This window comes from Streptomyces sp. NBC_00273, from assembly GCF_036178145.1.
Taxonomy (GTDB): domain Bacteria; phylum Actinomycetota; class Actinomycetes; order Streptomycetales; family Streptomycetaceae; genus Streptomyces.
Genome location: NZ_CP108067.1, coordinates 5845863 through 5858380 on the forward strand (window position 1 = coordinate 5845863; position 12518 = coordinate 5858380).

The following is a 12518-nucleotide window of genomic DNA, read 5'->3' on the forward strand; positions in this document are numbered from 1 at the left end:
TGGCCGGTGGTCCTGTCGGACGGCGACGTCACCCTCCGGCCGATAAAGCTGCGCGACCAGAAGGCCTGGCGCGAGGTCAACCGGCGCAACCGCGACTGGCTCCGGCCGTGGGAGGCCACGATTCCGCCACCCGCGCCGTGGGGGCCGGTGGTCCAGCGGCCCACGTACCGCCAGATGGTCCGCCATCTGCGGGCGGAGGCGAACGCGGGCCGGATGCTGCCCTTCGTCATCGAGTACCAGGGCCGTCTGGTGGGCCAGCTGACGGTCGCCGGGATCACCTGGGGCTCGATGTGTGCGGGCCACATCGGCTACTGGGTGGACCGCGAGGTGGCGGGCCGCGGCGTGATGCCGACGGCGGTCGCGCTGGCGGTGGACCACTGCTTCAGGAAGGTCGGCCTGCACCGGATCGAGGTGTGCATCCGTCCCGAGAACCATCCGAGTCGGCGGGTCGTGGAGAAGCTGGGCCTGCGCGAGGAGGGGCTGCGGCCGCGCTATCTGCACATCGACGGGGCCTGGCGCGACCACCTCGTCTACGCGGTGACGGCGGAGGAGGTCCCGGAGGGGCTGCTGCGCCGCTGGCACCGTGGGCGCCACTCGCAGTCCCCGCCGAAATAGCGGGGACCACCCGGAGCTTCGATAAACGAATATCTGTTCGAATTAATGGCCTCGGGTAACCGATTCGCCCATAACCTGATCCGAACAATCACAAAAAAGTCCGTGATATCAGCGAGATCGCGCGACACACCGGCCCAATTGGCCGATCCCCTCGGTCGCATCCCTCTACGGTGTGAGGTGTGAGCAGCAGCGGCCTCATCTACGCAGTCATTGTCGGGGCCTGGGCCGCCTACTTGGTGCCCATGTGGCTCCGGAGGCAGGACGAGCTGAACGAAGCCCGTCCGACGGAACGCTTCTCCACTGCCATTCGGCTGCTTTCCGGCCGGGCGGGAATGGAGCGCCGTTACGCCAAGGGGCTGCGTGAGCGTGGTGACGAGCAGGCGGAGCCCCAGCCCCACGCGGACCCGGACGCCGCGACGGAAACGGTCGATTCCGTCGACGCCGACGCCCGGGCCTTCGGCGTGTCCCCGACCAGGGCGGAGCCGAGGCCGGCCGCCGTCGAACGGGAGCAGCGCGCGGAGCGGGCCCGGCGCGAACAGCGCCTCCAGGTCCTCGCGCGCCGCCGGCGCACCACCGCACTCCTCTTCCTGGTCTTCACCCTCGGCGCCGTCGTCGCCGCGGTGGGCGGCCTGCACTACCTGTGGGCCCCCGCCGTTCCCGCCCTGCTGCTGAGCGCGTACATCGTGCACCTGCGGGTCCAGGAGCGACGGCGCTACGAGTTCACCATGGACCGGCGGCGCGCCGAGGCGGCCGCGCGACAGCTGCGGGAGAACCGCCCGAGCCGTCGTGAGCCCGAGGCCGCGGCGGGCGCCGAACCGGACCCTGCGCCACCGGTTTCCCCGCAGGAAGCCGGACGGCGCGCACTGGTCGAGCAGACCGACCACGCGGAGTGGGTGGACCAGCAGCGCGAGCGCGAACGCGGCCCCGCCCGCGGTGACAGCTGGGAGCCGGTCCCGGTCCCGCTGCCGACGTACGTGACCGCCCCGGTGGCCCCCCGCGCCACGGGCCCGGCGGCACCGGACGCCTGGAGCGCGACCCGCTCCAGCACGGCCGAGCCGACGGAACCCCGCCTGCGCGCCCAGCCCGCGGCCCCCAAGTCGGACCCGAAACCCCAGACCACCCCGCGCCCGCGCGGCCAGGGGAAGGGCCGCACCCCGCTGTTCGACCAGTACGAGGGCGAAGACCGCCCGCGCGCCGCGAACGAGTGATCGGTGACCTGCGCGGACGCTCCGGGATATCGGTTTTGGAGCACCCGCGCGGGGATGCTAATGTTTCACACGTCGCAAGGGCCTGTGGCGCAGTCTGGTAGCGCACCTCGTTCGCATCGAGGGGGTCTGGGGTTCAAATCCCCACAGGTCCACAGACGACAGTTCGCGAGTAGCTCTCGTGAACGTCACGAGATCCCGTCCGGTCGAAAGACCTGGCGGGATCTCGGCGTTTCCGGGGGCGACCCTAGGATGATCGGCGATTGATCATTCAACGGGGAGAAGAACTGTGCGCGTTGCATGGCAACACGAAGCGGCCCAACTCCGGGACGCGGCCACCTTCATAGGACTGCCGGACCCGACGCTGTGGTCCGGTCCGCCGGTCCGGGAGAGCGAGATCGCCGCGTGGATGGAGGAGGTCAGGTTCTTCACCACGATCGAGATCGATTCCGTCCTCACGGTGCACAGCCGCTCCGGCAACGCCTTCGAGCTGTACGGGAACGGACCCAACTTCCTCAACCCGGTGCGGCTGGCGCGCTATGTGCCGTGCGCGATCGAGGCGGAGAGCGCCTCGGAGAACCTCGAGCTCCTCGCCCGGGCGCGCACCGCCTGGCGGGAGTGCGTGGACGCCGTCGCGCGGCGCATCGGCGCTCCCGTCCGCGTCACGCAGGACGACGCCGAGATCCCGGAAGCGATCTGGCGCCCCGGGGGCGAGGAAGGCCCGCACCTGCGCCTGTGGATGAACGGCTCGCACGGACTGGACCCGGACGGCCCGCTGTTCACCAAGATCCCCGGCCGCGTGCTGGTCCGCCTCGACGCGCACGCGCCGGCGGACATGGCCGGCGTCGCACCGAGGGAGGTGTCCGGGGCGAGCGACCTGCCGGAGTGGCTTCCGGACCGGTACCAGGAGCACGCCGTCGAGCAGGCGCGACGCGAACACGAGACGCCGGACGACGACGACCGCCTGCTCGAAAGGATCCGGCACGTGCTGGGCGGCACGATCAGTTCCGGCGGATCCCTCCACGCCCACCTCGGCCGGCTGGCCGCGACCCCGCTCGAGGCCGGCCCGGACACCGACTCCTACCTCTGGCAGCACGCCTTCCAGCACCCGGACGCCCCGCAGGGCCGCCTGCCCGCGCTCCACGTGGCGCACGTGATCAGCGTCCTCGCGAACCACGAGAAGGAGGGCTCGGCCCGCATCCCGGAGACCGTGGAACCCGGCCTCACCCTCCACTACTACGACCTGTTCGACCCGCGGATGCAGGACGCGCTGGCCGTCACGGGTCGGGAGGCCTGCGCGCTGTGGAAGCAGGTCCGCTCCTCGTACGAGCGGTCCATCACGGGCAAGTCGTACCTGATCACCCCCCAGGACGTCCTGGACCGCCTGAGGGCCGCCGCCGGGATCGGGTGAGCGCACCAGCGCGCCGTCCGCCGGTCACCGGCCGTGTTCCAGGACGAGCCGGCGGAGCTCGGCGGCCGAGTCGGTGGCGAGCCGGTAGACGCCCTGGACGCTGACGGAGCGGACCAGTTCGCCGTCCACGACGTACTTGAGGGTGCGTTCACCACGGCGCGAGGTGTACGTGAGCCGTCCCAGCAGATCGGCCGGGACGGCCACGTCGAACCCGAGCGCGGAACCGGGCGGTCCGAGCAGCACCTCGGTGACGCAACCCGCCTTCAGCGTCCGCCAGTCCAGCAGCTTCGCGTAGTCGTCGTCGTGGAGCTCGGACCCGGCGTCCTCGTAGGGGATGATCCGCGACACCTCCATGGCTCCCAGCACGTGGAGCCGCTTGCGGAAGGCCCGGACGGGGAAGACGGTGTCGCCGGGCCGGACGCCCGCCCGTACGAAGCTCGGCAGCGACTGGTGCGGCCCGCCGAACAGCATCGTGAGGCGCTGGCCGGCACGGCCCGTGCGTTCGAGCTCTCGGCACAGGTCGTTGGTCCACAAGGTCGTATAGGAGTTCGGCACGGCAGCACCGTAGGGGTCCCCACTGACAAGAGGTCAGTTGGTCGCGTCGAGCCTCGCGCGCTGGTCCGGGGTCAGGTCGAGGTCCACCGCGGCCAGGCTCTCCTCCAGCTGGGCCACCGAAGAGGCACCGACGAGGGGAAGGACCGGGATGTCCCCGCCCATCAGCCAGGACAGCACCACCTGGTTGACGGTGGCCCCGGTCTCGGCGGCCACCTCGCGGACCGCGCGCAGGCGCGGCTCGGTGCCGGCGTGGTCGAAGCCCGGCCCCAACGGCTTGTCGTCGCGGACGTAGGCGCCGGCGATCAGCGGGGAGTACGAGACCTGCGTCAGCGACGGGTTGTCCCGGAGGTAGCTGAGCAGGTCGCCGCTGACCAGGCCCTGGTTGCCGTCCGGCGAGCGCAGGCTGGGGACGTCGGTGCGCTGGCGCAGGTAGCTGTGGTGGTGCTGGAGCACCTCGTAGCCGGGTACGCCGGCCGCCGCGGCCAGCGCACGGGCGCGCTCCACCCGCCAGGCCCAGTGGTTGCTGGCGCCGAGCAGGCCCGCCGTGCCGTCCGCGACGACCTCGGCGAACCCCTGGACGGTCTCCTCCAGGGGGGTCTTCTCGTCCATGATGTGCGCGTACAACAGGTGGATGCGCTCGATGCCGAGCCGCTCCCGGCTGCGTTCCGCGGACTCCCGGATGACCTTCGCGGACAGGCCCTCCACGTCCAGACTGAAGCCGCTGGTCGGCTGGTTGGGGCGGGCTCCGAGCTTGGTGGCGACGGTGATCCCGTCGCCGACCCCCCGGCTGCGCAGCCAGCGGCCGACCAGTTCCTCGCTCTCGCCGCCCTGGGTGCCGTTGACCCAGAAGGCGTAGTTGTTGGAGGTGTCGATGAAGGTGCCGCCCGCTTCCGCGAAGCGGTCGAGGATCGCGTACGAGGTGGCCTCGTCGACGGTGGTGCCGAAGGTCATCGTGCCCAGGCTCAGCACGCTCACTTCGCGGCGGGTCTCGGCGGCGGTTCCGATGACGCGGTATTTCACGGTGATGGTGCCTCTCGCTCGGCGGGGATCTGTCGACGGATGATCGTCGAGGAACCCGCTCCGGGCAACGAGATAAGCGGATCGGGCGGGCGATCATGGGTCCATGACGATCGGTGAGGAACGCGACGGCGGAACGGCCCAGGCCTGGGAGGCGCTCGGCGGGGCGCCCGAGCTCGTCGGGCGGGTGCACTACCGCGGGGTCGGCAACCTTGCGGAAGGGCCGCTTCCAGTAGCCGAGTTGGCGCGCGCGACCGTCGGGGCGTGCGGGCTGGCCGCGGCCGAGCTGGCAGCGGTGCGGGCCGGGGGCGGGGCGGCGGACGCGGCCCCGCTGGTGGTGGACGAGGGCGCGGTGGCGACGGCCTTCGTCAGCGAGCGGCACCTGCGGGTCGAAGGGCGCGCACCGGTGACCTTCGCACCGTTGTCCGGCTTCTGGCGGACGGCGGACGGCTGGGTGCGCACGCACGCCAACTATCCGCACCACGAAGCCGCCTTGGTACGGGCGCTGCGGCTGCCGTCGGCGACACCGGAGGCGCTGCGCGCCGCGACCCTGGCACGGACGGCCGTCGAGGTGCAGGAGCTCGTGTACGGGGCGGGCGGACTCGCCGTCGCCGTGGCCCGGGAGTACGGGGATCCGCAGCCGCTGATGGAGCCCGTACGGGCATCAGGGGCGCGGGGACGGGCACTCGGCGCCGCCCCGGCCGGCCGGCCCGCCACGGGGGTGCGGGTGCTGGACCTGACCCGGGTCATCGCCGGGCCCGTCGCGACGCGCACGCTCGGGCTGCTGGGTGCGGACGTGCTGCGGATCGACCCGCCGGGGCTGCCGGAGGCCGACGACTCGTACGCGGACACCGGCTTCGGGAAGCGGTCGGCGCTGCTGGACCTGGCGGGGGCGGGGGACCGGGCCGTCTTCGAGGCGCTGCTCGCCGAGGCCGACGTGGTGGTGACGGGCTACCGGCCGGGGGCCCTGGAACGGTACGGGTTCGGGGCGGGCGAGCTGCTGCAGCGGTGGCCGGGGCTGGTGGTTGCCGAGCTGTGCGCGTGGGGGTGGCGGGCGCGGGGGCCGTGGGCGGGGCGGCGGGGGTTCGACTCGCTGGTGCAGGCGGGGTACGGGATCGCCGCGGTCTGTGCCGGGCCGGGCGGGGCACCCGGTGTGCTGCCGGCGCAGGCGCTGGACCACGGGACGGGGTACCTGATGGCGGCCGGCGTGCTGCGGGCGCTGGCGGAGGGGGGTGGGCGGGGGCTGCGGTTCTCCCTCGCCGGGACGGGGTCGTGGCTGGTGCGGGGGCTCTCCCGAGCGGGGGCGGGGGCAGGGGCTTCGGGGTACGTGGCGGAGCCGTGGCTCAGGGAGACCCGGTCGGGGTACGGGGTGCTGCGGCACGCCGCCAGTCCCTTCGGGGAGTGGGGGGCGGGGCCGTCCCGGTGGGGGACGGACCGGGCCGGCTGGCTCCCGCGGTAGGGGGCGGGCGGGTGCGGCGCCGTTTGCCGGGGGGCGCTGCCCCCGGGCCCCCGCGCGTCAATCTCCCCCAGCTACCGCTGGGAGGTACCCCCTGGCGGGGCTTAAAGATCGCGGGGCGGCGGGGTCGGGTGGGGTGGGGCTAGAGGGGCTTCGTCATGCAGCGGCTGGAGTCGTGGAAGCGGTAGTGGCCGAACTTCGCGGACAGGGCGTAGCCCGAGGAGAGGTACAGGGCTATGGCCTCCGGCTGCTGGTCGCCCGTTTCGAGGACCATGCGGTGGCGGCCCGCCGCGCGGGCGTCCTCCTCGAGGACCGCCAGGATGCGGCGAGCGAGGCCCAGGCCCCGGGCCTCCGGGACGACGTACATGCGCTTGAGCTCCGCGTCGCCGTCCGCGTAGCCCTCGTCGTTCTCGTCCTGGGTGCGCCAGCCGCCGCTCGCCACCGCGGTGCCCGTGGAGTCGTACGCCAGTAGGTACAGGCCGCGCGGCGGGACGAACATCGCCGGGTCCAGGAAGGTGGCGTCGCCCTCACCGTCGTACCGCTCCTGGTACTCCAGCTGGACCTGGTCATTGAGTTTGACCGCGTCCGGGTGGTCGTACGGCACGGTGCGGAGGTCTATCCGGTGAGACATTCGAATATCGTACGGAACCCTCCCGCTATGGTGCTGGGATGCTCACAGTGACCTCCGTGAATGTGAATGGGATCCGCGCCGCCGCCAAGAAGGGCTTCGGGGCGTGGCTCGAGGGATCCGACGCCGATGTGGTCTGCCTGCAGGAGGTACGGGCCGAGGAGGGGCAGATCCCGGCGGATGTCCGGACCCCCGCGGGCTGGCACACCGTCTTCGCGCCGGCCGCCGCCAAGGGGCGGGCCGGGGTCGCGCTCTACGCGCGGCGGGCGCCCGAGCGCGTGCAGGTCGGATTCGGCAGTGAGGAATTCGACACCACCGGACGGTACCTGGAGATCGACCTCCCGGGGGTGACCGTGGCCAGCCTCTACCTGCCCTCGGGCGAGGCCGGGACGGAGAAGCAGGACGAGAAGTACCGGTTCATGGACGAGTTCCTGACGTACCTGGCGGCGCTGAAGGAGCGGGCCGCCGCCGACGGCCGCGAGGTCGTGGTGTGCGGGGACTGGAACATCTGCCACCAGGAGGCCGACCTCAAGAACTGGAAGACGAACCGGAAGAACGCGGGCTTCCTCCCCGAGGAGCGGGAGTGGCTCGGCAAGGTGTACTCGGACGCGGGCTACGTCGACGTGGTCCGGGAACTCCACCCGGACACCGAGGGGCCGTACTCCTGGTGGTCCTACCGCGGGCGGGCCTTCGACAACGACGCCGGCTGGCGGATCGACCTCCAGGTGGCCACCCCCGGGCTGGCGGCGAAGGCCGTGAAGGCCTTCGTGGAGCGGGCCGAGACGCACCCCGAGCGCTGGTCCGACCACGCGCCCGTGACCGTGGTCTACGAGCTGGGCGTCTGACCGGAGTCGGTGTCGGTGTCGGCAACCGCGCCGCCCGAGGCCAGTAGGCGGTCCATCGCCATCGTCAGCTCGGCCTCGACCACGCTCTTCGCCAGCGGGCGCAGCCGGGTGATCGCGTCCGGTGAGATGTGGGCCGATATCAGCTCGGTGAAGAGCAGGGCCATCGCGTCCGCGTGCTCGCGGACGCGGCGGCCGGTCTCCAGGACGGCCGCCAGCGGGACGCCCTCGCGGACCAGGGCCGAGGAGACGTCCAGCAGGCGGCGGCTGACGTGCACGATCACGTCGCCGTCGACGGCGAGGTAGCCGAGGTCCAGGGAGGCCGCCAGGTTCTCCGGGGTGACCTCGCCCTCGAAGTAGTCGGCCAACGCCTCCGGGGTGAGCCGGACCGGGGTCTCCTCCGACCAGCCGATGCCGAGCAGTTCCCCGAGCTGGCCGACGTCGCGGCCGCTCTCGAAGGCGGCGGTCAGCTCGGCGATGCCGCCGAGGGTGTGGCCGCGTTCCAGCAGGGCGGCGATGGTGCGCAGCCGGGCCAGGTGGTGGTCGTCGTACCAGGCGATCCGCCCCTCGCGGCGGGGCGGTGGGAGCAGTTTGCGCTCGCGGTAGAAGCGCAGGGTGCGGACCGGGATGCCGGCCGCTTCGGCCAGTTCCTCCGTGCGGTACTCGCGCACCGTCTTCGCTCGCGTCTCTTCCTTCGCCACAGACGCACCTTATGGCGTACCGGCAGTAACTTTCCGGGTCCGCCCCCTACCCATGAGTACTGGGCTGCTCTACCCTCCCGATTGTGCCAGTAATTGCTGGCAGTGTTTCGATGGTGTGGTGCGTTGCGGGCGTTGCGTGGCTGGGACTGCGGATGAGCGGAAGGCGGCGGGCATGGGTGGCACGAGCGGCATGGGCGGGCGCGAGCACGTTCGGGTGGCGGTGATCGGGTCCGGATTCGGCGGGCTCGGCGCGGCCGTACGGCTGCGGCGCGAAGGGATCACGGACTTCGTCGTACTGGAACGGGCCGACTCGGTCGGCGGCACCTGGCGCGACAACAGCTACCCCGGGTGTGCGTGTGACGTGCCCTCCCACCTCTATTCGTTCTCCTTCGCGCCCAACCCCGACTGGCCGCGGACCTTCTCCGGGCAGCCGGCCATCCGCGCCTACCTGGAACACGTGGCCGACACCTTCGGACTGCGCCCGCACATCCGGCTCGACTCCGAGGTGCGGATGATGCGCTGGGACGCCGAGGAGCTGCGCTGGGAGATCGAGACCTCGGCCGGGGAACTGACCGCCGACGTCGTCGTCTCCGCGACCGGGCCGCTATCCGACCCGAAGGTGCCGGAGGTACCCGGGCTCGCCGAGTTCCCCGGCAAGGTCTTCCACTCCGCCCGCTGGGACCACGACTACGACCTGCGCGGCAAGCGCGTCGCCATGATCGGTACCGGCGCCTCCGCCATCCAGATCGTGCCGGCCATCGCCCCCGAGGTGGAGCGCCTCACCCTCTTCCAGCGGACCGCGCCGTGGGTCATGCCCCGCACCGACCGGTCCATCACCGCCGTGGAGCGCTGGCTCCACCGCCAACTGCCCTTCACCCGGGCGGCGCGGCGCGGGCTGCTGTGGGGGATCCGGGAGCTCCAGGTCAGCGCGTTCACCAAGCGCCCGAACCAGCTCGGCCTCATCGAGTCCCTGGCCAAGGCCAACATGGCGCGCTCGATCAAGGACCCGGCCCTGCGCGCGAAGCTGACGCCCTCCTACCGGATCGGCTGCAAGCGGATCCTGCTCTCCAGCGAGTACTACCCGGCCCTGGCCCGGCCCGATGTGGACCTGGTCGCCTCCGGGCTCAAGGAGATCCGCGGTTCGGTGCTGGTCGCCGCCGACGGGACCGAGACCGAGGTCGACGCGATCATCTTCGGCACCGGCTTCCACGTCACGGACATGCCGATCGCGGACCGGGTGGTGGGCGCGGAGGGCCAGACCCTCGCGGACGCCTGGAAGGACGGGATGCAGGCGCTGCGCGGGGCGACCGCCGCGGGCTTCCCCAACTGGATGACGATCATCGGGCCGAACACCGGGCTCGGGAACAGCTCGATGATCCTGATGATCGAGTCGCAGCTCAACTACATGGCCGACTACCTGCGGCAGCTCGGCATGTTGGGCGGGAGGGTCGCGCTGGGCCCCCGGCCCTCAGCGGTGAACCGGTGGAACCGGCAGGTGCAGGCCCGGATGGAGCGGACGGTGTGGAACACCGGCGGCTGCACCAGCTGGTACCTGGACGCGCAGGGCCGCAACACGACGGTCTGGCCGGGTACGACGGGCGAGTTCCGCCGGGAGACGCGGAGCGTCGATCTGGCGGAGTACGAGGTCCTGCGGGTGGGGGAGCGCGAGCGGGTCCCGGCCGTTGCCGTTGCCGTTGCCGTTTCGGCTGTCGTTCCGGCTGCCGTTCCGACTGCCGCCGGGTCGAAGCCGGGTCGCTCCCGCGGGGGCTCCGCGGGGTCGGGTGCGGCGCCGCTGCCGGGGGCGCTGCCCCCGGACCCCCGCGCCTCAAACGCCGGCGGGGCTGGAGAGGGCGCCTCGAAGGCCGGCGGGGCTGGAGCAGGCGCCTCAAACGCCGGCGGGGCTGGAGTTGACGCGGCGGAGGGCGTCGCGTGAGGCGGCCGATGCACGTCGTCTCCGGGGCCTACGCCCCGCCCGCCGCGCGGCGCGAGCTCGTCGCCGTCTCCGCCGACGGGGCCCGCCTGCACGTCGAGGTCCACGGGGACGAGGACGCGCCGGCCGTGGTGCTGGCCCACGGTTGGACCTGTTCCACCGCCTTCTGGGCCGCTCAGACCAGGGCCCTGGCCGCCACCCACCGGGTCATCGCCTACGACCAGCGCGGGCACGGGCGCAGCCCCGCCGCCCGGGCGGCGGGCCACAGCACCACCGCCCTCGCCGACGACCTGGTGGCCGTCCTGGAGGCCACCCTCGCCCCCGGGGAGCGGGCGGTCGTCGCCGGGCATTCCATGGGCGGCATGACGATCATGGCGGCCGCGGGCCGGCCGGAGTTCGCCGAGCGGGCCGCGGCCGCGCTGTTGTGCAGCACCGGCAGCTCGCGGCTGGTCGCCGAGGCACTGGTCCTGCCGGTGCGCGCCGGGCGCGTCCGCACCCGTGTCACCGGCGCGGTCCTCGGCTCCCGCGCCCCCCTCGGGCCGGTCACACCGGTCGCCCGGAAGGTCCTCAAGTACGCCACCATGGGCCCCGGGTCCGCGCCGGACAAGGTCGAGGCGTGCGCCCGTATCGTCCACGCCTGCCCCACCGGGGTGCGGCATGCCTGGTCCCGGGTGCTGGCCGGCCTGGACCTCGACGCCGACGTGGCCCGCCTCACGGTGCCCACCGCCGTCATCGGCGGCACCGCCGACCGGCTCACCCCGATCGTGCACGCCCGCGGGCTCGCCGCCGCGCTGCCGAACTGCGTGGGCCTGACCGAGCTCACCGGCATGGGGCACATGACCCCGGTCGAGGCCCCCGAGGCCGTCACCGGCGCCGTGCGCGAGCTCGCCGATCTGTATCTCGACACCACCGCGAAGGAGAAGACGCCGTGAGCGCTCGCAGGAGTCTGGAAGGCCAGGTCGCCGTCGTCACCGGCGCCGCCCGGGGGGTCGGCGAGCTGCTCGCGCGCAAGCTGTCGGCCCGCGGCGCGAAGATCGCCCTCGTCGGCCTGGAGCCGGAGGCCCTCAAGGAGGTCTCCGAGCGGCTGCACACCGACAGCGACCACTGGTACGCCGACGTCACCGACCACGAGGCCATGGCCCGGGTGGCCGAGGAGGTCAAGCAGCACTTCGGGAAGGTGGACGTCGTCGTCGCCAACGCGGGCGTGGCCGCCGGCGGGCCGTTCGCCGACTCGGACCCGGACGCCTGGCGCCGGGTGATCGAGGTGAACCTGATCGGCGGGGCCGTCACCGCCCGCGCCTTCCTGCCCGTACTGACGGAGAGCCGCGGCTACTTCCTCCAGATCGCCTCGCTCGCCGCGATCACCCCGGCGCCGATGATGACCGCCTACTGCGCCTCCAAGTCCGGGGTGGAGGCCTTCGCGCACTGCCTGCGCGCGGAGGTCGGCTACAAGGGGGTCAAGGTCGGCGTCGGCTACCTCTCCTGGACCGACACGGACATGGTGCGCGGCGCCGATCAGGACGAGGTCATGCGGGAGTTGCGCCAGCGGCTGCCGTGGCCGGCGAACCGCACCTACCCGCTCGGGCCGGCCGTCGACCGGATCGTCGCAGGCATCGAGCGGCGCTCGCCGCACGTGTACGCGCAGTGGTGGCTGCGCGGCATGCAGGGGGTGCGCGGCTACCTGCCGGGGATGATCGCGACGGTCGGACAGCGCGACATGAAGCGCTTCGGGCCGCGGCTGAGCGGCGTGTCCAAGGGGCTCGTCGGGGCCGGCGGGGCGGCGGACGAGAGGGAGCGCACACAGAGTCACTGATCGAAATGCGACCTTTGTCCGCTCGTGCAAGTCTGGTCGAGGCCCAACCACCAACACCCCTCATGGAGTGAACAGCATGGGTATCAAGGACCAGTTCCAGGACAAGGCGCAGGAGCTCAAGGAGAAGGCCCAGAAGGGGCAGAAGCAGCCCGGCAAGGGCCCGCAGGACCAGAAGTCCCAGCGGACCCCGCAGCCGAAGGACTCGCCGCAGCGGTCCTTCGACGACATCCGGGACGAGCTCGACGACCGGACCTAGGCCCTTGGCCCGACCGATACCGGGCCCGCACACAGCGCCGAGGGGCGCGATCCCCGATGTTCCGGGGGTCGCGCCCCTTTCGCGCGATC

13 protein-coding genes and 1 tRNA gene are annotated in these 12518 nt (G+C 72.5%); 10 read left to right on the plus strand and 4 right to left on the minus strand.

Annotation, left to right across the window (positions count from 1 at the left end):
* Positions 1–6: 6 nt before the first annotated feature.
* The 4 genes from OG386_RS25875 to OG386_RS25890 all read left to right on the plus strand — a co-directional run bounded on the left by OG386_RS25875 (position 7) and on the right by OG386_RS25890 (position 3231).
* Entirely contained in the window at positions 7–615 is a 609-nt protein-coding gene (locus tag OG386_RS25875; protein WP_328790105.1) for a GNAT family N-acetyltransferase, read from the plus strand.
* Positions 616–794: 179 nt separating this feature from the next.
* Positions 795–1823 (plus strand): divisome protein SepX/GlpR, encoded by a 1029-nt coding sequence (gene sepX, locus OG386_RS25880; RefSeq protein ID WP_328790106.1) that lies wholly within the window; start codon positions 795–797, stop codon positions 1821–1823.
* 78 nt (positions 1824–1901) lie between these two features.
* A tRNA-Ala gene (locus OG386_RS25885) sits at positions 1902–1975 on the plus strand.
* 134 nt (positions 1976–2109) lie between these two features.
* Positions 2110–3231: a hypothetical protein gene (locus OG386_RS25890; protein WP_328790107.1), complete on the plus strand. Its 1122-nt coding sequence runs from the start codon at positions 2110–2112 to the stop codon at positions 3229–3231.
* A 24-nt stretch (positions 3232–3255) separates the two neighbouring features.
* Here OG386_RS25890 and OG386_RS25895 read toward each other — a convergent pair whose 3' ends face one another.
* The gene (locus OG386_RS25895) at positions 3256–3786 is read right to left on the minus strand and encodes a hypothetical protein (protein ID WP_328790108.1); all 531 of its coding nucleotides are present in this window, start codon (positions 3784–3786) and stop codon (positions 3256–3258) included.
* A gap of 33 nt (positions 3787–3819) precedes the next feature.
* Positions 3820–4806 carry an aldo/keto reductase gene (locus OG386_RS25900; RefSeq protein ID WP_328790109.1) on the minus strand — a complete coding sequence of 329 codons (987 nt, stop codon included), beginning with the start codon at positions 4804–4806 and terminating at the stop codon, positions 3820–3822.
* Between the two features lie 103 nt (positions 4807–4909).
* Here OG386_RS25900 and OG386_RS25905 point away from each other — a divergent pair, with 103 nt between their 5' ends.
* Positions 4910–6262, plus strand: coding sequence for a CoA transferase (locus OG386_RS25905; protein WP_328790110.1), 1353 nt, complete (start codon positions 4910–4912; stop codon positions 6260–6262).
* A gap of 139 nt (positions 6263–6401) precedes the next feature.
* Here OG386_RS25905 and OG386_RS25910 read toward each other — a convergent pair whose 3' ends face one another.
* Positions 6402–6890 carry a GNAT family N-acetyltransferase gene (locus OG386_RS25910; protein ID WP_328790111.1) on the minus strand — a complete coding sequence of 163 codons (489 nt, stop codon included), beginning with the start codon at positions 6888–6890 and terminating at the stop codon, positions 6402–6404.
* Positions 6891–6928: 38 nt separating this feature from the next.
* Between OG386_RS25910 and OG386_RS25915 the strand changes: the two genes are divergently transcribed.
* Positions 6929–7732: an exodeoxyribonuclease III gene (locus tag OG386_RS25915; RefSeq protein WP_328790112.1), complete on the plus strand. Its 804-nt coding sequence runs from the start codon at positions 6929–6931 to the stop codon at positions 7730–7732.
* Here the strand turns inward: OG386_RS25915 and OG386_RS25920 are convergent.
* The gene (locus OG386_RS25920) at positions 7714–8430 is read right to left on the minus strand and encodes a MerR family transcriptional regulator (RefSeq protein WP_328790113.1); all 717 of its coding nucleotides are present in this window, start codon (positions 8428–8430) and stop codon (positions 7714–7716) included. The two genes, OG386_RS25915 and OG386_RS25920, sit on opposite strands and share 19 nt — an antisense overlap.
* A 190-nt stretch (positions 8431–8620) precedes the next feature.
* Between OG386_RS25920 and OG386_RS25925 the strand changes: the two genes are divergently transcribed.
* The 4 genes from OG386_RS25925 to OG386_RS25940 all read left to right on the plus strand — a co-directional run bounded on the left by OG386_RS25925 (position 8621) and on the right by OG386_RS25940 (position 12429).
* A complete protein-coding gene (locus OG386_RS25925) occupies positions 8621–10363 on the plus strand; it encodes a flavin-containing monooxygenase (RefSeq protein WP_328793355.1) in 1743 nt (580 codons plus the stop codon).
* Positions 10360–11292 (plus strand): alpha/beta fold hydrolase, encoded by a 933-nt coding sequence (locus tag OG386_RS25930; RefSeq protein WP_328790114.1) that lies wholly within the window; start codon positions 10360–10362, stop codon positions 11290–11292. The genes OG386_RS25925 and OG386_RS25930 overlap by 4 nt, the downstream gene beginning before the upstream one ends.
* Complete coding sequence (locus OG386_RS25935; RefSeq protein WP_328790115.1) at positions 11289–12173, plus strand: SDR family oxidoreductase; 885 nt, start codon at positions 11289–11291, stop codon at positions 12171–12173. Before OG386_RS25930 ends, OG386_RS25935 begins: the two co-directional genes overlap by 4 nt.
* A 76-nt stretch (positions 12174–12249) precedes the next feature.
* The gene (locus OG386_RS25940; RefSeq protein WP_030009851.1) at positions 12250–12429 is read left to right on the plus strand and encodes a hypothetical protein; all 180 of its coding nucleotides are present in this window, start codon (positions 12250–12252) and stop codon (positions 12427–12429) included.
* Positions 12430–12518 lie beyond the last annotated feature (89 nt).

Excerpts from the sequence above, each read along its gene's own strand:
- OG386_RS25940 (WP_030009851.1), top strand. The coding sequence starts at position 12,250 with ATGGGTATCAAGGACCAGTTCCAGGACAAGGCGCAGGAGCTCAAGGAG.
- OG386_RS25910 (WP_328790111.1), bottom strand. The coding sequence starts at position 6,890 with ATGTCTCACCGGATAGACCTCCGCACCGTGCCGTACGACCACCCGGAC.
- OG386_RS25915 (WP_328790112.1), top strand. The coding sequence starts at position 6,929 with ATGCTCACAGTGACCTCCGTGAATGTGAATGGGATCCGCGCCGCCGCC.
- OG386_RS25905 (WP_328790110.1), top strand. The coding sequence starts at position 4,910 with ATGACGATCGGTGAGGAACGCGACGGCGGAACGGCCCAGGCCTGGGAG.
- OG386_RS25925 (WP_328793355.1), top strand. The coding sequence starts at position 8,621 with ATGGGCGGGCGCGAGCACGTTCGGGTGGCGGTGATCGGGTCCGGATTC.